14 protein-coding genes are annotated in these 21,444 nt (G+C 70.6%); 6 read left to right on the top strand and 8 right to left on the bottom strand.

Annotated elements, in window-relative coordinates; translation table 11 throughout:
* Nucleotides 1–151: 151 nt before the first annotated feature.
* A complete protein-coding gene (locus tag HZS54_RS24910) occupies nucleotides 152–1,783 on the top strand; it encodes a PAS domain-containing protein (protein ID WP_179919762.1) in 1,632 nt (543 codons plus the stop codon).
* A gap of 46 nt (nucleotides 1,784–1,829) precedes the next feature.
* Here the strand turns inward: HZS54_RS24910 and HZS54_RS24915 are convergent, their stop codons facing one another.
* A complete protein-coding gene (locus HZS54_RS24915) occupies nucleotides 1,830–3,689 on the bottom strand; it encodes a cation:proton antiporter domain-containing protein (RefSeq protein WP_179919763.1) in 1,860 nt (619 codons plus the stop codon).
* A gap of 138 nt (nucleotides 3,690–3,827) precedes the next feature.
* Between HZS54_RS24915 and HZS54_RS24920 the strand changes: the two genes are divergently transcribed.
* A complete protein-coding gene (locus HZS54_RS24920) occupies nucleotides 3,828–5,648 on the top strand; it encodes a formate/nitrite transporter family protein (RefSeq protein WP_179919764.1) in 1,821 nt (606 codons plus the stop codon).
* Nucleotides 5,649–5,672: 24 nt separating this feature from the next.
* Here HZS54_RS24920 and HZS54_RS24925 read toward each other — a convergent pair whose 3' ends face one another.
* The 3 genes from HZS54_RS24925 to HZS54_RS24930 all read right to left on the bottom strand — a co-directional run bounded on the left by HZS54_RS24925 (nucleotide 5,673) and on the right by HZS54_RS24930 (nucleotide 8,742).
* Nucleotides 5,673–7,859, bottom strand: a complete 2,187-nt coding sequence (locus HZS54_RS24925) for an amino acid permease (protein ID WP_179919765.1) — start codon at nucleotides 7,857–7,859, stop codon at nucleotides 5,673–5,675.
* Between the two features lie 315 nt (nucleotides 7,860–8,174).
* The gene (locus HZS54_RS26550; RefSeq protein WP_281377728.1) at nucleotides 8,175–8,306 is read right to left on the bottom strand and encodes a hypothetical protein; all 132 of its coding nucleotides are present in this window, start codon (nucleotides 8,304–8,306) and stop codon (nucleotides 8,175–8,177) included.
* A 97-nt stretch (nucleotides 8,307–8,403) separates the two neighbouring features.
* Nucleotides 8,404–8,742, bottom strand: a complete 339-nt coding sequence (locus HZS54_RS24930; RefSeq protein ID WP_179919766.1) for a DUF7344 domain-containing protein — start codon at nucleotides 8,740–8,742, stop codon at nucleotides 8,404–8,406.
* 227 nt (nucleotides 8,743–8,969) lie between these two features.
* On the opposite strand from HZS54_RS24930, the gene HZS54_RS26110 reads away from it, so the two are divergent.
* On the top strand, nucleotides 8,970–13,244 hold the full coding sequence (locus tag HZS54_RS26110; protein WP_218927100.1) for a PAS domain S-box protein: 4,275 nt from the start codon (nucleotides 8,970–8,972) through the stop codon (nucleotides 13,242–13,244).
* An 89-nt stretch (nucleotides 13,245–13,333) separates the two neighbouring features.
* Here HZS54_RS26110 and HZS54_RS24945 read toward each other — a convergent pair whose 3' ends face one another.
* From HZS54_RS24945 to HZS54_RS24955, 3 genes are all read right to left on the bottom strand, one after another.
* Nucleotides 13,334–14,248 carry an MBL fold metallo-hydrolase gene (locus tag HZS54_RS24945; RefSeq protein ID WP_179919767.1) on the bottom strand — a complete coding sequence of 305 codons (915 nt, stop codon included), beginning with the start codon at nucleotides 14,246–14,248 and terminating at the stop codon, nucleotides 13,334–13,336.
* Nucleotides 14,249–14,761: 513 nt separating this feature from the next.
* Nucleotides 14,762–16,228 (bottom strand): MATE family efflux transporter, encoded by a 1,467-nt coding sequence (locus HZS54_RS24950; RefSeq protein WP_179919768.1) that lies wholly within the window; start codon nucleotides 16,226–16,228, stop codon nucleotides 14,762–14,764.
* On the bottom strand, nucleotides 16,228–17,070 hold the full coding sequence (locus HZS54_RS24955) for a TetR/AcrR family transcriptional regulator (protein ID WP_179919769.1): 843 nt from the start codon (nucleotides 17,068–17,070) through the stop codon (nucleotides 16,228–16,230). The genes HZS54_RS24950 and HZS54_RS24955 overlap by 1 nt, the downstream gene beginning before the upstream one ends.
* Before the next feature lie 144 nt (nucleotides 17,071–17,214).
* Between HZS54_RS24955 and HZS54_RS24960 the strand changes: the two genes are divergently transcribed.
* Nucleotides 17,215–17,526 carry an Hsp20/alpha crystallin family protein gene (locus HZS54_RS24960; protein ID WP_179919770.1) on the top strand — a complete coding sequence of 104 codons (312 nt, stop codon included), beginning with the start codon at nucleotides 17,215–17,217 and terminating at the stop codon, nucleotides 17,524–17,526.
* Between the two features lie 75 nt (nucleotides 17,527–17,601).
* On the opposite strand, the gene HZS54_RS24965 is transcribed toward HZS54_RS24960, so the two are convergent.
* Nucleotides 17,602–18,564: a C-terminal binding protein gene (locus tag HZS54_RS24965; protein WP_179919771.1), complete on the bottom strand. Its 963-nt coding sequence runs from the start codon at nucleotides 18,562–18,564 to the stop codon at nucleotides 17,602–17,604.
* Between the two features lie 145 nt (nucleotides 18,565–18,709).
* On the opposite strand from HZS54_RS24965, the gene HZS54_RS24970 reads away from it, so the two are divergent.
* Together HZS54_RS24970 and gcvPA are read left to right on the top strand one after the other, a co-directional pair.
* Nucleotides 18,710–19,984 (top strand): AGE family epimerase/isomerase, encoded by a 1,275-nt coding sequence (locus HZS54_RS24970; RefSeq protein WP_179919772.1) that lies wholly within the window; start codon nucleotides 18,710–18,712, stop codon nucleotides 19,982–19,984.
* Between the two features lie 127 nt (nucleotides 19,985–20,111).
* Entirely contained in the window at nucleotides 20,112–21,443 is a 1,332-nt protein-coding gene (gene gcvPA / locus HZS54_RS24975; RefSeq protein ID WP_179919773.1) for an aminomethyl-transferring glycine dehydrogenase subunit GcvPA, read from the top strand.
* Nucleotide 21,444: the final 1 nt, after the last annotated feature.

A 21,444-nucleotide genomic window follows, 5' to 3' on the forward strand; every position in this document is an offset into this window, starting at 1 on the left:
GCGAAAGCGAGGTGCGATCGAAGGGAGCACTCGCTGTGAACGGGGAGCGGAGCGACCGGTGAACGAAGCGAACGAAGCGGTCCTGAGACCGCCGAGACCGAGAATTTTCGTTCGAAAAAATATTTATGTTGTCAGTGTGGCTACTGTTGGTGTGCTTTCGGCGCCGCTGGTGGGTGGGCCGATACTGGGCGCCGTGGCCGTCGCGTTCGGGTGGCACGCGTGGCGGCTGCGGGGGGTACGCGACCGGCCGGGCGGTACCGGGCTGGTCGCGATAGCGGCGTTGCTGGCGGTCGTGACCGCGAGCGCCTCGCTGGTGATCGGGCTGGGTCTGCCCGCGGGAGCGCTCGCCCCGCTGACGCAGATCGCCGTCTTCGGCGGGGCGGTCTGCTGGGCGACGTTCGTCATCGCCTACACGGGGCGGGAGGACGGCGGACGGACGGCGCTGGTACTCACGCTGGTGCTCCCGGTGGCCGGGCTGGTCGGCGCGCTGCTGCGGCTCACGCCGGTGTTGTCGCTGACCGAGTCAGTGGAGACGGTGGGGCCGGTGTACATCCTCCTCAGCTCCGTCCCGAGCGCGACGTCGTGGGGGATCCTGATCGGGCTGTCGCTGTTGCTCGTCTGGGACGCGACGCGGTACAGCTCCTTCGAGCGATCCCGGGGCGTCGCGCTGTCGCTGGTGGGGCTGTCGGTGGTCGGACTCCCGCTGGTCACCTCGGCGCTGGAGCTCGCGGGCACCATCACCATCGAGACGGGTGCGGTGGTCACTCAGACGGTGATCCTCGCGGCGCTGACCGTCGGTATCGCGGTCGGGCGACCCTACCGGTCGCTGCCGATCGCGGAGGCGATCGGTCGCGACGCCATCGTCTCGAACCTCAACGACGCGGTCGTGGTCGCCGACGGCGACGCGCGCATCGTCGACATGAACCGGTCGGCCGAGGCGCTGTTCGAGCGACCGCTCGGCGAGGTGGTCCGCGAGCCGCTGTCGGCGCTGGTCGACGAGGACCTGCTGGGCCCCGAGGGCCTGCCGGCCGAGTCGACGATCCCCTTCGAGGGACCGGCCGGGAAGCGCTACTTCGACGTGTCGGTCTCGCGGGTGCGCCGCGACGGGGCCGTCGAGGCGGGCTACGCGGTGGCGCTGCGGGACGTGACCGACGAGCGCATCCGCGGCCAGCGCCTGGAGGTCCTCCAGCGGGTGCTCCGGCACAACGTCCGCAACGACATGACGGCGGTGTACGCGATGGCCGACGCGGCCGCCGACGGGGGTAACGAGCGGGTCGCCGAGCGACTGCGGGAGACGGCCGACTCGCTGGTCGACGTGAGCGAGCGGGCCCGCGCCGTCGAGGAGAGCATGTGTCTCGACCCGGCGAGCGACGACGCGGCCGACGTGAGCGCGCTGGTGACCGAGGTCGCCGCCGTCCTCCGCGATCAGGGCCACGACGTGTCGGTGACGGCCGACGACGACGCCGAGGTCCGCCGGTCGGCGGAGCTGGTCGCGTCGATCTGCGAACACCTGCTGTCGTACGCGACCGGCAACGCCGACGCGCCGGTCGCCGTGACCGTCGAGCGCGACGGCTCCTACGTCGACGTGACCGTCGAGAGCGACGGGCGGCTCCTCCCGGAGCAGGACGCGACGGCGGTGACCAACGGCGGGGAGACCCAGCTCGAACACGCCGACGACCTGGAGATCTGGGCGGTCTCGTGGGGCGCCGAGCGGCTCGGCGGCGAGCTGCGACCCGACTGCGAGCGCGGCCGCCGCGTCGGCGTTCGGATCCCCGTGGAGTGACGGCGGAGGACGCGGCGACGCGCGGAGAACGGGGCGGTGACGGTCGTCAGTCTGGATCGACGAGCTTCATTCCCTCGCGGACCGCCTCGCGCTGGCCCAGCAGCGTGACGTGGTCGCCGAGTTCGATGACGTAGTCCGGCCCGGGGACCTCCGCGGTGGTGTAGTCGCCCTTGCCGACCAGCGCGATGAGACAGGCGTCGGGGAGCATCGGCCCGACCTCCCGGACGGGTTTGCCGGCGATCTTCTCGCTGGTGACCTCGACCTCCTGCACGTCGCCCGACTGGCCCACGTCGGTCATCCAGTGGGCGATGGCGGGGCGTTCGATCTGGTTGTCGATGGCCCAGGCGGTCGCCATCGACGAGGAGATGGTGCGGACGCCCAGGTCCTCGAAGGCGTCGACGTTGTCGGGGTTGTTCGCCCGCGCGATGACGTTCTCGACGTCGAACTTCGAGCTCGACAGCTGCGCGACGAGCAGGTTCGCGTCGTCGTCGCCCGTCGCGGCGACGACCGTCTTGGCGTTGTCCGCGCCGGCCTCCCGGAGGACCTCCGTATCGGTACCGTCGCCGATGATGGCGGTGTACCCGGCGTTGCGGGCCGCCTGTGCGGTCGATTCGTCCTCTTCGAGGATGACGACGTTCTCGCCCCGGTTCTCCAGCCGTTCGGCGAGCGACCGGCCGACCCGGCCGCCGCCGACGATGATGACTCTCATGGGTATGACGTTCAGGTAGCGCGCGAGGTGGCGCGCGAGGCCGCCCTCGAAGACGGCCGTCAGCAAGATCGCGAGGAAGACCGTCCCCAGGAGGACGTTGGCCTCACGGACGAGGTTGGCGTTCTGGAGCTGGACGGCGAACAGCGTCGCGACCGACGCCGGGATGATCCCCCGCGGGCCGACGAGGCTCATGAACGTCCGCTCCTGGCGGGTGAACCGGTCGCCGGCGGTCGACAGGAACACGAGCACCGGCCGGATCACGAGCGCGATGGCGGCCACGACGACCAGCCCGCCGACGCCGACCTCGACGAGCGCCGCGGGTTCGAGCAGCGCCGCGAGCCCGATGAACACGAACGCGAGGACGAGCAGCGTCAGGTCGCCCTTGAACGCCTCGATCTCCGCCTCGTAGGGCACGTCGGCGTTGCCCAGCAGGAAGCCGGCGGTCGCGGCCGCGGCGACGCCGGCCTCGGTCGCCTCGAAGTTCGCGGCGGCGAACGCGACCAGCGCGCCCGCCAGCACCAGCAGGCGGGCGTTGCGCGGGGCGTCCCCCGGCGAGAGGTCGACGTACCGCAGCAGGTAGTAGACGGCGCCCGCGACGACGACGCCGAACAGCAGTCCGATCCCGAGCCGGGTGACGAACCCGCGGACGATGTCGTTGCCGGCCGTCTCCGGCAGGACCGTCTGGAAGAAGACGACCGCGAGGATCGCCGCGGTCACGTCGTTGACGATGCCCTCGAACTCCAGGGCGGTCGCGACCCGGTCGCGCACCGGGACGATGCTGAGAATCGGCGTGACGACCGTCGGGCCGGTCGCGACCAGCAGCGAGCCGATCACCAGCGAGAGGTTCCAGGAGACGCCGAACACCAGCCGCACCGCCAGGGCCGTCCCGGCCAGCGCGATGACTGCGCCGACGGTGACCAGCCGCAGGGCGGCCTGGGGCGCCGCCTTGATGCGTTCGATCTTCAGGTGGAAGGCCCCCTCGAAGACGATGATCGCGACGGCGAACCCGACGACCGTCGAGAGGGCGCCGCCGAACGTATCCTCGGTGACGATGTCCAGTCCCGGCTGGCCCAGCACCAGCCCGGCGACGATGTAGAAGACGATGGCCGGCACCTGGAGGCGGTCGGCCAGGATCTGAGCGAGCACCCCGATGGCGATGATACCGGCGACCAGCAGGAGCAACGTACTCTCGGCCATTCGTCTCCGCTGTCGACTGCCGCACGTAAAAGCACACCCCACTGACGGCGGGATCGCGCCGACTGGGGCCGCCGCTCGGCGGTCGACGCGCCGCGGAGAGACAAACCTCTTTGGGCCTCCGTACTGGCGATGTGAGTAATGGCCGACACCGACCACGAGTCGCGGGCACACCGGGAGGACGCCGCCGACGACATCCCCGAGACGGGGGAGGTCGTCCCCGGTCGATTCTCCTCCGACGAGGTGTTCCAGCGGATCGTCGCCGACGCCGACCACGAGATCACGTCCGGCTTCCGCGAGCTGTTCTTCAGCGGCGTGGCCGGCGGGTTCGCGATCACGATCACCTTCCTGCTGTACGCCTCGCTGTCGGCGTCGACGGAGTCGCCGGTTCTGGCGGTGATGCTCTACCCGCTCGGGTTCGTCTACATCATCATCGGCGGCTACCAGCTCTACACCGAGAACACGCTCCCGCCGGTCGCGCTGACCCTGGAGCGGCTGGCCAGCCTCCCGGCGCTGGTGCGCCACTGGCTGATCGTCCTCGCGGGGAACTTCGCCGGCGGCGCCGTCGGCGCGGTCGTGCTCGCCTACGGCGGCGTCTTCGAGCCGGCCGCCGCGGAGTACGCCCTCGGACTGGCCCAGAACGGCATCGAGACGCCGGTCACCGCCCTCTTCTTCAAGGCCGCCTTCGCCGGGCTGATCGTCGCCGGCGTCGTCTGGATGGACTTCGCCGCCCGCGACACCATCTCCCGGATCGCCGTCGTCTACCTCGCCTTCCTGGCGATCCCGCTGGGCAACCTCTTCCATGTCGTCGTCTCGTTCACCGAGGTGGTGTACACGATGCTGGCCGGCGACCTCGCGCTGGTCCCCGGGCTCACCCAGTTCGTGATCCCGGTCCTGCTGGGCAACACGCTCGGGGGTATCCTGCTGGTCACGGTCGTCAACTACTACCAGACCAGCGAGCGCCGCCTGGAGATCGAGCAGTTCGAGAACGTCCGCCGGCTCTCCGTCCGAGAGATGCTGCTGGGCAACCTCGCCGGGCGGTCGTACGTGCCGCTGGTCGACACTCTGGAGGAGTTCGTCCGCGACCCCGACTCCTACCGCATCCTGGTCCCGATCGCGAACCCGCGGACCGAGAGGCCGCTGGTCGAGTTCGCCTGCGCGCTGGCCAGCACGCGCGAGAAAGGGACCGTCCACGCCGTCCACATCGTCCAGGCGCCGTCGAACCGCCCCCTCGACGACGGCGACCGGCGCCGGATCACCCGCGAGTCCGAGCGGCTCATGGACGACCTCGAACAGCAGGTCGGACGCGACGACGTGGCCTTCGAGACCTCGACGATCGTCTCCTCGCGGTCGTTCGAGGAGGTGTTCGACCGGGCGCGGCGCACCCGGCCCGACCTGGCGCTGATGGGGTGGGGACAGGGCCGGCTCTGGAACGACGCCCGCGCCGAGCGACCGCTGGACGAACTGACCAACCGCCTCCCCTGTGACTTCCTGGTCGTCAAGGACCGCGGTCTGGACTGCTCGCGGGTCCTGCTGCCCACGGCGGGCGGCCCGGATTCGGACCTCAGCGCCGAGGTCGCGCGCGCCCTCCAGACCGACGCCGGCGCCGAGGTATCGCTGCTGCACGTCGTCGACGGCCCCGACCAGCGCGAGGCGGGCCAGCGGTTCCTCGAGGAGTGGGGCGCGGAGCACGACCTGGGCGGGGCGGCCGCGATCGTCGACGACTCCGGCGACGTCGAGGCGGCGATCGAGTCGGCGGCGACCGACCACACGATGGTGTTGCTCGGGGCGACCGAGCGGGGGATGATCTCGCGGCTCGTCACCGACTCGCTGCACCTCGACGTGGTCAACGACGTCGACGCGTCCGTGCTGTTCGCCGAGCGGCCCACCGACCGACCGCTGACCGAGCGGCTGTTCGGGAGCGGGCGCCGGGAGAAAAGCGGCGAAGGGTCGGACCGGTGAGACGGCGGGGAGACTCGGCCCCCCTCAGAACACGACGCGTTCGAAGAGGCGGCGGACGATGCCGGGCTGTCCGGACTCGTGGGAGTGGACGGATATCTCCGTACACTCGGCCGGGCCGCCGTCCTGTCGGTCGAGCAGGGCGCCCCGGAGCCGGTGGTCGGCCCCTCGCCGGATCCGGAGGTCCGGCCGGTCGGAGCCGCCGTCGGTGCCGCCGTCGGCGCCCGGCTCGGAGGGCGTCCGGACCGGGACCGACAGCAGCTCGGCCAGCCGCTCGCGGTACTCCTCGATGGTCCGTTCGCGCTGGTCGGGGCTGTCGTCGGTCCCGGGGTAGCCCAGACACACCTCGCTGCCGTTCTGGCTGGCGATCGCTTCGGTGACCGCGACCTGGTCGGGGTTGAACGGCCCCCCGTCGCCGACGAGTTCGATCAGCTGGGGTCGGTCGTACCCCTTGTTGTCGACGAGCAGCACGTCGGTGGGGGCGTGTCGGACCACCCAGTCGATGGGGTCGCCGACGAGCCGCGACCGCAGGCGGAGCCGCTCGTGTTCCGCGAGGATCGTGTCGGCGCGGCGGTGCTCGGCGAAGTTGACGATCGCGTGTTTGGTGTCGTGGCTGACGATCTCGCCCACGTCCACGTCGACGTCGAGGTCGACCGCGAGGTCGTCGGTCTGTTCCTCGAAGCGGACCTCGGCGGGCGACTGCGTCTCGGTCGCGGTCCCCAGCGGCGCCTGGTCGGGCACCTCCTCGAACCAGACGACGACGACTCGGCCGTCGTGGGGGCGGACGAGGTCGGCGGCCATGCGCAACAGCGCCGCCTCGCGCTCGCGGGTCACCTCGCTGGTGAGCGCGACCAGCACCTCGTAGGTTTCGCCCTCGATGGCGTCCTCGGTCTCGGTGAGGACGTTCTCGCCGACCTGGCGGCGAACCACGTCGGTCGCCGCGCCCTCGCGCTGGATGCGCGGGCGGGCGTAGACGAGGTACCACGCCACGCTCCCGACCGTGATGACGACCGCGCCCAGGATCGCCGTCCCGCCCATCTGGGTGATGAGGACGAGCCCACCGAGGACGCCGAACGCCTGCGTCCAGGGGTACAGCGGCGACTCGAAACTGGGGTCGTACTCCATCTCGCCCTTGCGGAAGGCGACGATGGTGATGTTGATCAGGATGAAGACGAGGATCTGGAAGGCGCTGGCGAGCTTGGCGATCTCGCGGATCGGGACGAACGCGATGAGCGCGAGCAACACCCCGCCGGTGAGCGTGATCGAGGTCGCCGGGGTCCCGAAGCGCTCGCTGACGGCGGCCAGCGACTCGGGGACCAGGCCGTCCCGGGCCATCGCGAAGGGGTAGCGCGACGAGGAGAGGATACCGGCGTTGGCCGTCGAGATCAGCGCGAGGACGGCCGCGACGACGACCGCGCCGACGCCGAGCGTGCCCACGGTCGCGCGGGCGGCGTCGGCGACGGGGACCTTCGAGTCGGCGACCACGCCCGCGTCGGTGACGCCGACCATGATCGCGACTATCAGCACGTACAGCAGCGTCGTGAACCCGAGCGACCCCAGGATGCCCAGCGGGATGTTCCGGTCGGGGTCCTCGACCTCCTCGGCGATGCTGGCGACCTTCGTCACGCCGGCGTAGGAGACGAACACCAGCCCGGTCGCGGCCAGCAGCCCGCCCGCGCCGTCGGTGAAGAACGGCCGAAAGTTGGTCTGCTGGACGCTCGGCGCGCTCCCGACGACGAACCACGACAGCGCCGCGAGCATGGCGACGACGATGATCACCTGCAGGCGGCCGGTCTGTTTCGCCCCGACGAGGTTGACGAGGATGAGCACGGCCGCAAGCGCCAGCGCGACCGGCTCGACCGGCAGGTCGAAGGCGATCAGCAGGTACGGGACCCCGCCGACCAGGGCGAGCCCGCCCTTGAACGCGAGGGAGAACCACGTCCCGACGCCGGCGATCGTCCCGAGCAGCGGCCCCATCCCGCGCTCGATGTAGATGTACGTCCCGCCGGCCTCGGGCATCGCCGTCGCCATCTCGGACTTCGACAGGGCGGCCGGCAGCACGAGCACGCCAGCGAGCAGGTACGCGAAGACGACCGACGGGCCCGCGGTCTCCAGCGCCAGCGCCGGGAGGATGAAGATACCGCTCCCGATCATCGCACCGATACTGATGGCGAGTACCGTCGGGAGTCCGAGGTCCCGTTCCAGCGACTTCATCTGGCCGAGATCCCGCCCGCACGGTCTCGTCGCCGCAGTTCACCCGCGTCCGGCGGACCGAAGGGTCCGTCGGAGCCGAGCGCGGGGTGCCGACACCGGGATCGGAGAGCGTCCCAGTCGGGACTGGTGGCGACAGTCACTGTGTTCTCGCGTGGGTGGTAGGTGTCCGTCCCGATAAACGTACGGGTCGCCGCCCGTGCGGTCGACGCTCCGGCGGCTCGTCCGCGGGAGCGATATCTCGAAGAACCGTCCGCGGGAGCGATATCTCGACGAGTCGCGCGTGCGAACCGCTCCCCCAGCGAGCACCCGTTCGGGCTACAGCCCGACCGACCAGACGTGGTCGCACTCCGGACAGGAGAACGTGACTTCGATGCCCGCGTCGGACCCGTGGCCCGTGGCGGTTCGCTCGCCCTCGGCCTCTCCGCAGTTCGGACAGAGCGCCTTCATCGCTCGGTGACCGACCGAGGGGAGACGGTTCCCGCCGTGACCGGGCGGGAACCGATGGGTCTCGCACCGGTAGAGCCGTCGACGACCACGCGAGTCGTCAGTCCGACTGCGCCGTCTCGAGGGCGCGAACGGTCTCGACGCGGTTGGCCGTCGGGTCGTAGTCGAGCACGCCCAGGTCGTCCATCCGCGGCAGGTGGACGTGATGCAGCGAGACGGCGAGCCGTTCGGCCGCCTCGCCGGACGCTTCGTCGCCCTCGCGCGTCGCCACCGCCGTCGTGAGCTCGTCGAGCCCGGTCGGTGTGGCGCCGCCCCGTTCGGTGAGGACGGCCAGCACCGTCCGCCGCCGCTCGGCCGCCAGGAGGTCGTAGCGCTCGTCAGCGTCGAGGTCGATAACGGTTCGGCCGTCGTCGGTCGTCTGGGATGTGGTCTGGGACATTGGTGGTCTCCGTCGGACGTATCAGTACAGACTACCCCCACCTGGGTAAGGGCTCGCTAGAAGTGATTAGGTCCTCCACTACGCTGGTACTGTAACGATACCGTCACGTGTGCTGGCCGCGTGGGTCCGTTCGATGGCGCGATACGTGTCGGATACTGATCCGTCGCGATCGCTTGGTGACTCCGCCGGCGGAAGGTTGTAGTGGCGGCCGACCCTGGGTGGGGATAATGGAACCGCACGGGCTGACAGAGAGCCTCCGGGAGACGCTCGCGGTGTTCGACGGGGACGGGGAACCGAGGACGACGAGCGAGGTGTCCGACCGGCTGGGCCTCGGTCGGCGGAGCACGTACGACCGGCTGGACCGGCTGGTCGACGGGGGACATCTCCGGACGAAGAAGGTGGGCGCGAGCGCCCGCGTCTGGTGGCGGGTCCCGGACTCGGTCGCCGCCGACGCCGAGGAGCCCGACTGGCCGGCGGCGGCGGAGTCGCTCGTCTCGGACGTGCTCCGGACGGTCGACGTGGGCGTGTTCGTCCTCGACGACGACTGCGAGGTGGCGTGGGTCAACGACGCCGTCGAGCGCTACTTCGGGATCGACCGCGCGGACGCCCTGGGTCGGGACAAGCGCGCCCTGCTCGACGAGCGGATCGCGCCGGCCGTCGAGGACTCGGCGGCGTTCGCCGACCGGGTCCGGTCGACGTACGACGGCGAGGCCGGCGAGGAGCGCTTCGAGTGCCACGTCACCGCCGGGGACGGCCGGGCCGAGCGGTGGCTCGAACACCGGAGTCGGCCGATCGAGTCGGGGGCGTACGCGGGCGGTCGGGTGGAGCTGTACGTCGACGTGACCGAGCGGAAAGAGGCGGATCGAAGCCAGCGCGACCAGCGCGACCAGTTCGAGTCGCTCGTCGACGCCGTCGAGGAGTACGCCATCTTCCGGCTCGACACCGAGGGTTGCGTGCGGACGTGGAACCCCGGCGTCGCGCGCCTGAAGGGGTACGGGGCCGACGAGATCGTCGGCGAGCACTTCTCGACGTTCTACACCGAGGCCGACCGCGAGGCGGGCGTCCCCGAGCGGAACCTCAGGGCGGCGGCCGAGCGGGGCTGGATCGAGGACGAGGGCTGGCGCGTCCGCGCCGACGGGTCGCGCTTCTGGGCGAACGTGACGATCACGGCCATCTACGGCGACGACGGCGACCTGGAGGGGTTCGCGAAGGTGACCCGCGACATGACCGAGCGCCGCGAGTTCGAGCAGCGCCTCCAGCGCGAGCGGGACCTCCTCGAACGCGTCTTCGACGCCATCCCGGTCGGGGTCGCGGTCCTCGACGAGGCGGGCGAGCCCGTCAGGATGAACGACCGCATCAGGCGGTACTTCGGGATCGGCGAGTCGGTCGGCGCGTCGGCGGTCGACGCGGAGTTGGCGCAGCTCCCCACCGAGGCCGTCCGCGACGAGGACGGGGAGCCGGTGCCGCTGGACGAGCAGCCATACGAGCGGGCGCGGCGGTCGGGCGAGCCGGTCAGGGACTGGGTCGGCCGGTTCGACCTCCCCGACCTCGGCGAGCGGTGGCTCTCGATCGACGCCGTGCCGCTGGCCGACGATGGCGAGGTCGATCGCGTCGTCGTCTCCGCCGAGGACGTGACCCAGCTCAAAGAGCAGGCCGAGCGGCTCGAACGGCGCCGGGCGGACCTGGAACACGAGCTCGACGAGGTGCTCGAACGCATCGACGACGGGTTCTACGCGCTCGACGAGAACTGGCGGTTCACCTACGCCAACGACCGGGCGTCCGAGCTCCTCGACCGCGACCGGCGGGACATGGTCGGGCAGAACGTCTGGGACGCCTTCCCGGCGGCCGCCGGGTCGACCTTCGAGGAGCACTACGAGCGCGCCCGGGAGACCGGCGAGTCCGTCTCCTTCGAGGCGTACTTCCCGCCGCTGGCGACCTGGTTCGAGGTGTCGGCCCACCCCTCCGAGAGCGGCCTCTCGGTGTACTTCCGGGACGTGACCGAGCGCAAGGCCCGCGAGCGGGAGCTGGAGCGCTACGAGCGGATCGTCGAGACCGTCGAGGACGGCATCTACGTCGTCGACGAGGACGGCTACTTCACGCAGGTCAACGAGACCTACGCGGCGATGGTCGGTCGCGACCCCGAGGAGCTCGTGGGGAGCCACGTCTCGACGGTCGTCGACGAGGAGGCCGTCGCCGCGGCCCGGCGACTCGAGGACGCCCTCGCGGTCGACGACCGGGCGACGGCGACGCTGGAGGCGACGGTGACCGGCCCCGACGGCGAGGAATGGGTCGGCGAGGCGACCTTCTCGCTGATGGACGCCGAGGGGGGACCGGACGAGGGCGACGACTCGGCCCGCGAGCGCATCGCCGTCGTCCGCGACATCACCGAGCGCAAGGAACGGGAGCGCGAACTCGAACAGTACGAGCGGATCGTCGAGACGGTCGACGACGGCATCTACGCGCTGGACGACGACGGCCGGTTCGTCCTCGTCAACGGGGCGTTCTGCGAGATGCTCGGCTACGAGCGCGAGGAGTTGCTGGGGATGGAAGCGACCGATATCTACGACGAGGAGTACGCCCCGATCGTCGAGGAGCGGGCGGAGTCGGTCGCGGCGGGCGAGCGCGAGGCGGCGACCATCGAGTTCGAGCTCCACCGGAAGGACGGCAGCGCCGTCCCGGTCGAGACCCGCTACGAGCCGTTCCCCTACGGCGACGGCACCGGTCGCTGCGGCGTCGTCCGCGACATCTCCGAGCGCCTCGACCGCGAGCGGGAACTCCAGCGGCGGATCCGCCAGCAGGCGGTCGTCACCGACCTCGGCCAGCGCGCCCTCGAAGAGCGGGACCTGGACGCGCTGATGGCCGAGGCGACCGAGGAAGTCGCCGCGACGCTCGACAACGACTACTGCAAGGTGCTCGAACTGGACGAGGCCGGCGAACAGCTGCTGCTCCGCCAGGGCGTCGGCTGGGACGAGGGGATCGTCGGCGAGGCGACCGTCTCGGCCGTCGAAGACGACTCCCAGGCGGCGTACACCCTCCGGTCGGGCGACCCGGTCGTCGTCGATGACCTCCGGAGCGAACACCGGTTCGGCGGCCCGGCCCTGCTGCGCGACCACGACGTGCGCTCGGGGATCAGCGTCGTCGTCGGGTCGCCGGAGAACCCGTGGGGGATCCTCGGCACCCACGACACGGAGCCCGGCGGCGTCTCCGAGCAGGACGTGAACTTCGTCCGGTCGGTGGCGACGGTGCTGGCGACGGCGATCAACCGCCACCGCTACGAGGACCGCCTCGTCCGCCAGCGCGAGCAGCTCGCCGCGCTCAACAGCCTCAACGAGGTCGTCAACGGGATCACCGACGCCGTCGTCGACCAGTCCACCCGCGAGGAGATCGAGCGGACGGTGTGCGAGCACCTCGCCGCCGCCGACTCCTACCAGTTCGCCTGGATCGGCGAGGTCGACACCGCCGACCAGACCGTCGCGCCGCGCGCGAAGGCCGGCACGGACGGGTATCTGGATGGGATCACGATCTCCATCGACCCGGACGACGAGCGCAGCGGCGGCCCGACCGGACGGGCGTTCCGCACGGGCGAGGTGCAGGTCACCCGGGACATCCGGGCCAGCGACGCCCACGACCCCTGGCGCGAGCGCGTCGACAGCTACGGCGTCCGGTCGTCGGCGGCCATCCCCATCGTCCACGAGGGGACGACCTACGGCGTCCTGAACGTCTACGCCGGCCGCCCGGACGCCTTCGAGGGCCAGGAGCGGACGGTCCTGGCCCAGCTCGGCGAGGTCGTCGGCCACGCCATCGCCGCCGCCGAGCGCAAGCAGGCGCTGCTGTCCGATGAGGTGGTCGAACTGGAGTTCCGCATCGCGGACTTCTTCGAGGAGCTCGGGCTCCCCGAACAGCCGGCGGGGCGGTTCTCGTTCGACCACGTCGTCTCCGCCGGCGACGACGACTTCCTCGTCTACGGGACGAGCTCGCCCGAGGCCGTCGAGACGCTCGAAGGCCTCGTCGAGTACCTCCCCCACTGGAACGACGTGTCGTTCCAGGAGGCCGGGACCGACGGCGACCGCGGGTTCGAACTCCGGATGGTCGAACCGCCCGTCCTGTCGACGCTCGCCTCGCTCGGCGGCTCCGTCGAGGAGGCCACCGTCGAGGACGGTGACTACCGGATGACGCTGCACGTCTCGCCGAACACGGACGTGCGCCGCATGATCGACGCCGTGACCGAGGCCTACCCCGGGGCGACGATGCTGCGCCGCCGGCAGGTGACCGAACAGGACGACCGCGAGCGCCCGACCCGGTCGCTACTGGAGGGGCTCACGGACCGCCAGCGGACCACGCTGGAGGCGGCCTACCACGCCGGCTTCTTCGAGTGGCCCCGCGACGCCTCCGGCGAGGACGTGGCCGAGTCGCTGCAGGTCTCCCCGCCCACCTTCCACCAGCACCTCCGCAAGGCCGAGGGCAAGGTGTTCGGCGGCCTCTTCGAGGGCACCGCCGACTGACCGCCCGCCGACGGCGCGGCCACCGCCCACCCGCGCCGCCGCCCACACGTCCAGCCGCGCCCCCGCTCACCCGTCCGACCGCGCCGCCGCTACTCCTCGCGCCGGTCCAGCGCCGTCAACACGCCCCGGACGTTCATCGCCACCTCGGCGTCGGCCTTCTCCCGCCCCCACACCGCCCGCTCGGCGTCCGCCTCGGCGACGAAGCGGTCGATCACCGCCTCGTCGTCGCCCGACTCGGCCCGCCGCTCGGCGACCGCCTCGACCCACGAGTCCAGCACCTCGGCGTACCGGTCCAGTTTGTCACCCGTCTCGGCCGGCCCGAAGTGGGCGTAACACAGCACCTCGGGGTCGATCTCCCGCAGCGTGTCGATATCGTCCTGACACCCCTCGGGGTCGAAGTTCGGCGGCGGGCTCGTCGGGAAGACCTCGCCGGGACCGGGCGCGTAGATGCCCGCCGCGTCCGCGGTGAAGACCGCGTCGTTCGCGGGGTCGTGGAAGACGACCTGATGCGGGGCGTGGCCCGGCGCGTGATGGACCTCCAGCGCGTGGTCGCCCAGATCGATCGCATCGCCGCCCTCGATCTCGACGATCCGCTCGTCGGGGACCGGCTCCGGTTCCGCGTAGAACTCGATCTGGTCGCCGACCGCCGACTTCGTCCCCGCCCAGAGCCGCTCGGGGTCGGCCACGTGGGGCGCGCCGGCCGGGTGGACGTACACGTCGGCGTTCGGGCACGCCTCGACGAGAAAGCCCGCGCCGCCCGCGTGGTCGAGGTGGACGTGCGTCAGCGCGATCACCTCGATGTCTTCGGGCGCGAGGCCCGCCTCGCGCACCAGATCGAGGACGCGCTCGTAGTTCGTGCCGATGCCGGTGTCGACCAGCGCCGGCCGGTCGTCGTCGATGAGGTAGACCGCCCCGTACGCCTCGGTGTCGTACATCCCCGTGTCGACGTAGGACAGGTCCGTGCAGTCGCCGACCGTCACCGCGGACACGTCGCCGATGGCCATACCCCCGAGTCGGACGGCGGCGAGTTAACCGTTCGGCCGGTCGCTTCGAGAGCGTTCAGTTCTAGTTTCGAGTGTACCGGTTGTTACTGTTGGATGAATCGCGGAATGAAGTCGACTGACAGCAACCGCAGAGGACAGCAGGCGATGAAAGCCCTCGACGCGCTCGCGGTCGCTGACCGGGATATCCGCGCTCTCCGCACCGCCCGCGCCGATAGTGCCCGCTCAGGCGACTGAACTGCGCGCGAGCGCGCCTCGCCCTTTCAGTCCGCCAGGACAGCACGGCACCGCGACCGCGACAGCAACCGCACCGCGACAGCAACCGCAGACAGCCTCACGCCTCCCCAGCCGCTTGCGCTTCTCGCAGGCTGCGATGCTCATCCCTCGCGCGACTATTTCGAGCGGCCCGCCACGAGGCGGGCACGCTCGACAGCACGCGCCGACCGCACAGCATCGCATTGCGACAGAATCCCCCTGACGTGCCATCGGTACGACCGAACCGGAGCGGATTCGCGATCAGTCGTCGGTGGCGGGTTCGGCGTCGGCGTCGGGGGTGGGGCCCACGCCGGGGGCGTCGGTGAGGGAGGCGTCGCGCCAGGTGCCCAGGCGGTACCAGGCGAAGGCGATGGCGGCGCCGGCGAGGTTGGAGACGCCGAACGCGAGCCAGATGCCCTCGTAGCCCATCTCGCCGGACGCGAACCAGGCGACGGGGAGGCGCACGAGGCCGAGCATGGTGATCGAGATGGCGGCGGCGGTCAGCGTCTTGCCGGCGCCGCGGAACCCGCCCTTGTAGGAGTGGAAGATGCCGGTGAACCCGAAGGTCGGGGCGACGTAGCGGAGGAACAGGCGGCCGATCTCGACCACCTCGGGGTCGTCGGAGAAGATGGCGACGATGTTGGGGGCGCCGAGCCACGTGAGCACGCCGACGGCGGCGAGGGCGCCGAACATGGCCTTTGCGGCGAAGTTGGTGGCGCGGCCGGCCCGCTCCTGCTCGCCGGCGCCGATGTTCTGGCCGGCCATCGTCTCGACCCCGCGGCCGACGGCGATGGCGGGGAGGAAGATGACCGAGAACATGCGGACGCCGACGGTGTAGGCGGCGATGACCGTCTCGCCGAAGGGGGTGACGATGGTCAGCATGAGCACGACGGCGATGGAGTTGCCGGTGTTCTCGATGGAGGCGGGGACGCCGACCCGGAGGATCTTCCGGAGGTAGGTCAGGTCGGGCCACATGTCCGCGAGGTGGATCTGGACGCCGCGGTTGCCGCGGAACATGATCGCCATGCCGATGACGGTCGCGAGCGCTCGCGAGAAGATGGTGGCGTAGGCGGCGCCCTCGATGCCGAGTTCGGGGAAGACCCACCAGCCGAAGATGAGGAACGGGTCGAGCACCATGTTGACGACGACGGTGACGAACATGACCAGCATCGGCGTGATCGTGTCGCCGTAGCCGCGCATCAGCGACATGAACACGAAGAAGGCGAACATGAACACCATCCCGAGCGAGATGATCTGCAGGTAGCCGGTCGCGCCGGCGACGACGTTCTCGGGGCCGCCGATGAGGTCCAGCAGCCGTCCGACGTTGAGGTAGCCGAACGCGCCCAGCAGCAGCGACGCGATGATGGCGAAGGTCACGGTCTGGGAGGCGGCGAACTCGGCCTGCTCCTCGTCGTCGGCGCCGATGTTCTGGGCGACGAGGATGCTCCCGGCGATGGAGATGCCCAGCCCCAGCGAGATGAGGAAGAAGACGAGCGGGAACGCCATCCCGATGGCCGCCAGCGCCGTCTCGCTGTACTGGCCGAGCCAGATGGTGTCGACGAGGTTGTACGCCGTCTGCAGCAGGTTGGTGACGACGATCGGCAGCGAGAGATAGAACAGCGGGCGGGGGATGTCGCCCGACGTGAGGTCGAACTCCTCGCGGTCCTTGAACACCATGTTCACCCGCCTGCGGACGCCGGCGACGAGGCGCTCCAGGGAGCCGGCCATCAGTCGTCGCCTCCCGCGGCCGCCCGGCCATCGTCCCCGTCGGCGGATCCGGTCACGTCGTCGTCGTCGGTGGCCTCGGTCGCGTCGCCGTCGGTGTCACGGTCCGCATCGTTCCCCGGATCGCCGCCGAGGTCGACCGCCACGTCGGCGCCGGGGGCGACGAGGTTCTCGCGGACGTACGCGAGGAAGGTGTTGCGGACGCTCCCGTCGGTCTCGCCGAGGGCGACCCGGCGGGTGTTCACGCCGTCGACGAGCGTCGCGACGAAGGCGGCGGTGTCGTCGGGGTCCACGTCCGAGCGGATCGTCCCCTCCTCGATGCCGTCGGCGACGATCGACCGGACGCGGTCGCGGACGAACGCGTCGACCCGCTCCAGTTGCTCGCGGTAGGCCTCGACGTAGGGCCCCTGGGCCTTGATCTCCAGCAGCGCCGTCTGGAACTCCTCGAACTCGTCCGTCTCGCCGCCGTCGTTCGGCTCGTCGCCATCCGTCTCGCCGTCGCTCGTCGCGTCGGGCCTCGACCCCGCACGCGCCTCGTCCGTTCGCTCGGCCGGGCAGAGCACCCTGTCGACGAACGTCACGAGCCGGTCGACAGCGTCGTCGCCGTCGGTCGTCCCGACGTCGTCGGTGAACGCGTCGTAGAGGTGGTCGAGGAAGGCGAGCAGCAACTCCTCCTTGGTGTCGAAGTGGTAGTGCAGCGAGGCCTTGCTCTTGTCCGATTCGTCCGCGATGTCCTGCATCGTCAGATCCGCGTAGCCGTGTTCGCACAGCGCGCGGTAGGTGGCCCCCATGATGGCCTCCGGTGTGGAGCCGTCGGCCGCGGCGCTGTCCGTCGCTCCAGTCATTACCGATCTTAACTGACCGGTCAGTCAAAAGCGTTCCGAACTGACTGACCGGTTAGTCAACGAATGGCACGGGCGCTCCCGCCGACCGGGAATCGCCGCGGCGATTGAAATGGCGCGGCGCCGTCGGTTCGAGTGGAGGCAACCGTGACACACCACCCGGACCACGAGGTCGAACTGTTCAAAGACGAGGGGAGCTACGAGGTGTACGCCGACCTGCCGGGGTACGACCGCGCGGATATCGACCTCCGCTGGCACGACGGCCGGCTCCACGTCACCGCCGAACACCGGACCGACGATGGGGAGACCCGCGTGTTCAACCGCCACGTCTCGGTGCCGCGGCGGGTCGACGCCGACGCAATCTCGGCGACCTACGGCGACGACGTGCTGACGGTGCGGCTCCCGGTCTCCGACGACGACGACGACCGGCCCGGGACGCGGATCGAGGTCGGGGAGTAGGACGCGACTACCGACGGGCGGCCCCACCGGCGCTCGACGGCGGCGGTCGGACCCTCGACGCCGGCGGTCGAACGCTCACACCCAGTCCAGGTCGGGGTCGATCCGGTCGGGCGGCCGCTCGCCCGCCAGCGCCGCCCGGACGTTCGCGGCGACCGTCTCGTGGAGGTCCGCGCGGGCCTCCTCGGAGTACCACGCCGCGTGGGGGGTCAGGATCGCGTCGTCGCGATCGAACAGCGGCGAGCCCGCGGGCGGTTCCTCGGCGAACACGTCCAGCCCGGCGGCAGAGATCTCGCCCGCCGCCAGCGCGTCGGCCAGCGCGGCCTCGTCGACGACGCCGCCGCGGCCGGTGTTGACGACGACCGCGTGGTCGGCCAGTCGCTCGAAGGCCGACCGATCGACCATGTCGCGAGTCTCCTCGGTTAGCGGCGCGTTCACCGAGAGGAGTTCGGTCCGGTCGAGTAGCGCCTCGAAATCGACCTTCTCCACGCCGTCGGCGGCCATCTCCTCGGCGTCGACGTACGGGTCGTAGGCGACGAGGTCGACGCCGAACCCATCGACCAGTTCCCGGACGCGGCGAGCGATGGGACCGTAGGAGACGAACCCGAGCGTGAGACCGGAGAGGCGGTGTATCTCGCCGCCGGCCCGCCAGTCCCAGCCGCCGGCCTTCACGTCGCGGTCGTAGCGCCCCAGCGAGCGGAGCGCGGCCAGCAGCAGCGCCACGGTGTGAGTCGCCACCTCGTCGGTGCAGTACTCGGGGACGTTCGTCACGACCACGTCGCGCTCGGCCGCGGCGCCCACGTCGACGGTGTCGATGCCGACGCCCGCTCGCGCGACGATCCGCAGGTCCTCGCAGGCGTCGAGCACCTCGGCGGTCACCGGCGTCGACACGTTCGCGACGAGCGCCTCGGCGTCGCTCGCGGCCTCTCGGACCGCGTCCTCGGAGCCCGTCTCGGCGACGGTGACGGTCACGTCTCCGCCCAGGTGTTGCCCCAGCAGTTCGGCGTCGATCATCGGGTCGTCGCTCGCGACGACTTCCATACGTCGAGTCGGGACCGGCCCGGCATAAAGACGGTCGGCCGTTCCCGCTCGCCGGTGACGCTCGCGCCGCCCATGGGGACAGTCACTGAAGCCGCTCGCTTCCGCGTTGAGAGCGTTCAAGTACCGGCCGGGAGAACGCGAAACCATGTCACGCGACCCCGCCACCCTCGCCGAGGCGTACCTGCCCCGACTCCGGGAGAACCTCCGCGAGACGGTGATCGACTTCTGGTACCCCCGGGCGGTCGACACCGAACACGGCGGCTTCCTCACCAGCTACGACGCCGAGGGCGAGTTCGCCGGCAACGACCGGAAGATGATCGTCACCCAGGCCCGAATGGTCTGGTTCTCCGCCCGGCTCTACCGGGCGGGCTACGGCGACGAGCTGCTCGACGCCGCGGAACGGGGCTTCGACTTCCTCACCGGGGAGATGCGCGACGACGACCACGGCGGCTACTACTGGGAGGTCGAGCGCGACGGCGAAGTGGTGAAACCGAACAAGCACATGTACGGCCAGTCGTTCGTCCTCTACGGCCTCGCCGAGTACTACCGCGCCAGCGACGACGAGGCCGCCCGCGAGGCCGCCGTCGAGCTGTTCGAGCGATTCGAGGCCGAAGCGTACGACCACGAACACGGCGGCTACGTCGAGTACTTCGAGCCCGACTGGACGCCCATCACCGAGGGCGGCACCTACCTCGACAACATCGAACCGGACTGGTCACCCAAGGAGGACGTCGACGCCGAACTCGACCCGACGACGAAACTGATGAACACCCACCTCCACCTGATGGAGGCCTTGACCACCTTCTACGAGGCCACCGGCCACGACCGCGCCGGCAAACGGCTCTCGGAGCTACTGACGATCAACACCAACACGGTCGTCCGGAAGGGCCTGGGCGCCTGTACCGACAAGTACGCCCCCGACTGGCAGCCCCTGCTGGACGACGAGAACTACCGGATCGTCTCCTACGGCCACGACGTGGAGAACGTCTGGCTGACGATGGACGCCGCCGACGCGCTGGACACTTCGCTGAACTACTACCGCGATCTGTACGAGACGCTGTGGGACTACTCGCTGGAGTACGGCTACGACGACGACCACGGCGGCTTCTACTTCTACGGCCCCTTCGACGAGCCCGCGACCAGCCGGATCAAGGCGTGGTGGGTCCAGGCCGAGGCGCTGACCAGCGCCCTGCGGATGTACGAACTCACCGGCGACGACCGATACGCGGACGTGTTCGCCGAGACCTACGAGTTCGTCGACGAGTACCACGTCGACCGCGAAGTCGGCGAGTGGCACTCCGGTGTGACCGAGGATCTGGAACCGGTCGGCCGCAAGGGCGCGATGTACAAGGGCGCCTACCACAACGGCCGCGCGCTGATCGAGTGTATCGAGGCGCTGGAGCGGTTGCAGGACGCGTAACGGGGTCGCCCTCGCTCCGGGGACCGAACGACGACCGGCGGTACGCCGAAACGGGAGGCTCATGTGGGTGCGTCCGATAGGGTCGCTATCTCCCGAGGGAGTTTACTATGACACGCGAGGGACACTCATGACACGGCAGACGCGCGGGAGTCCGTACGCGCCGGGCGACGCTGACGACACCGCGGCGATGCTTGACGCGGTCGGCGTCGACAGCGCCGAGGACCTGTTCGACATCCCCGATCCGGTCCGCTTCGACGGCGAGTTCGGCATCGAAGCCCGGAGCGAGCGCGACGCACGCCGACTGGTCGAGCGGACGCTCGGGCGCAACGACGACCTGACGGAGTTCATGGGCCGGGGCCACTACGACCACTACGTCCCGGCGCTGGTCGACGACCTGGCGAGCCGCCAGGAGTTTCTCACCTCCTACACGCAGTACCAGCCCGAGGTCGCCCAGGGGTTCCTGCAGGCACTCTTCGAGTACCAGTCGATGCTGGTCGAGTTGACGGGCCTCGACGTGGCGAACTGCTCGATGTACGACGCCGCGACGGCGCTGGGCGAGGCCGCGACGCTCTCCCAGCGGGTCCGCTCGGTCTCGGGCGACCGGATCCTCGTCCCCGACCGGCTTCGCGAGGGCAAGCGCGAAGTCCTCGCGGCCTACGCCGACGGCCCCGACCTCTCGGTCGAGACCTACCCCACCGACGAGGGGACCGTCGACACCGAGGGACTGGCCGACGCGCTCGACGACGACGCGGCGATGGTCTACGCCGAGAATCCGACCGTCTCCGGTGCCATCGAACCCGAACTGGGTGCCGTCGGCGACCTCGCCGACGAGCGCGACGCGCTGTTCGTCCTCGGGTCGGACCCGGTCGCGCTCGCGCTGCTGGAGCGGCCCGCCGATGTGGGCGCCGACGTGGTCGTCGGCGAGGCCAGCGCGCTCGGCGCCGGGACCGCCTACGGCATGGGAACTGGCCTGTTCGCCACCCGCGAGGAGTACCTCCGGCAGGTCCCCGGCCGACTCGTCGGCGTCGGCGAGGACGCCACGGACCGGCGGGCGTTCACGCTCACGCTCCAGACCCGCGAGCAGCACATCAGGAAGGAGCGGGCGACGAGCAACATCTGCACGAACCAGGCGCTGATGGCCCTGCGAACCGCGATCCACGTCGCGACGCTCGGCCCGGACGGACTGGTCGACCTCGCCGAGGACTGCGTGGTCCTCGCCGACGACCTCGCGACCCGCCTCGACGAGGTGTCGGGGCTCCGGGCGCCCGTGAACGACCGGCACCACTTCCGGGAGTTCCAGGCCCACACCGACCAGCCCGCCGCCGCGGTGGCGAGCGACCTCGAATCGGAGGGGTTCGCCGTCCACGTCGTCGGCGAACACCGGATCCAGATCTGCGTGACCGACGCCAACGAGCCCGCCGTCGACCGGTTCGTCGACGCGATGGCGGAGGTGGCCTGAG

Source organism: Halosimplex pelagicum, assembly GCF_013415905.1.
GTDB lineage: Archaea > Halobacteriota > Halobacteria > Halobacteriales > Haloarculaceae > Halosimplex > Halosimplex pelagicum.

Excerpts from the sequence above, each read along its gene's own strand:
- HZS54_RS24920 (WP_179919764.1), top strand. The coding sequence starts at position 3,828 with ATGGCCGACACCGACCACGAGTCGCGGGCACACCGGGAGGACGCCGCC.
- HZS54_RS24970 (WP_179919772.1), top strand. The coding sequence starts at position 18,710 with ATGTCACGCGACCCCGCCACCCTCGCCGAGGCGTACCTGCCCCGACTC.
- HZS54_RS24955 (WP_179919769.1), bottom strand. The coding sequence starts at position 17,070 with ATGACTGGAGCGACGGACAGCGCCGCGGCCGACGGCTCCACACCGGAG.
- HZS54_RS24925 (WP_179919765.1), bottom strand. The coding sequence starts at position 7,859 with ATGAAGTCGCTGGAACGGGACCTCGGACTCCCGACGGTACTCGCCATC.
- HZS54_RS24915 (WP_179919763.1), bottom strand. The coding sequence starts at position 3,689 with ATGGCCGAGAGTACGTTGCTCCTGCTGGTCGCCGGTATCATCGCCATC.
- HZS54_RS24930 (WP_179919766.1), bottom strand. The coding sequence starts at position 8,742 with ATGTCCCAGACCACATCCCAGACGACCGACGACGGCCGAACCGTTATC.
- gcvPA (WP_179919773.1), top strand. The coding sequence starts at position 20,112 with ATGACACGGCAGACGCGCGGGAGTCCGTACGCGCCGGGCGACGCTGAC.
- HZS54_RS26550 (WP_281377728.1), bottom strand. The coding sequence starts at position 8,306 with ATGAAGGCGCTCTGTCCGAACTGCGGAGAGGCCGAGGGCGAGCGAACC.
- HZS54_RS24945 (WP_179919767.1), bottom strand. The coding sequence starts at position 14,248 with ATGGCCATCGGCGACGTGTCCGCGGTGACGGTCGGCGACTGCACGGAC.
- HZS54_RS26110 (WP_218927100.1), top strand. The coding sequence starts at position 8,970 with ATGGAACCGCACGGGCTGACAGAGAGCCTCCGGGAGACGCTCGCGGTG.
- HZS54_RS24965 (WP_179919771.1), bottom strand. The coding sequence starts at position 18,564 with ATGGAAGTCGTCGCGAGCGACGACCCGATGATCGACGCCGAACTGCTG.
- HZS54_RS24950 (WP_179919768.1), bottom strand. The coding sequence starts at position 16,228 with ATGGCCGGCTCCCTGGAGCGCCTCGTCGCCGGCGTCCGCAGGCGGGTG.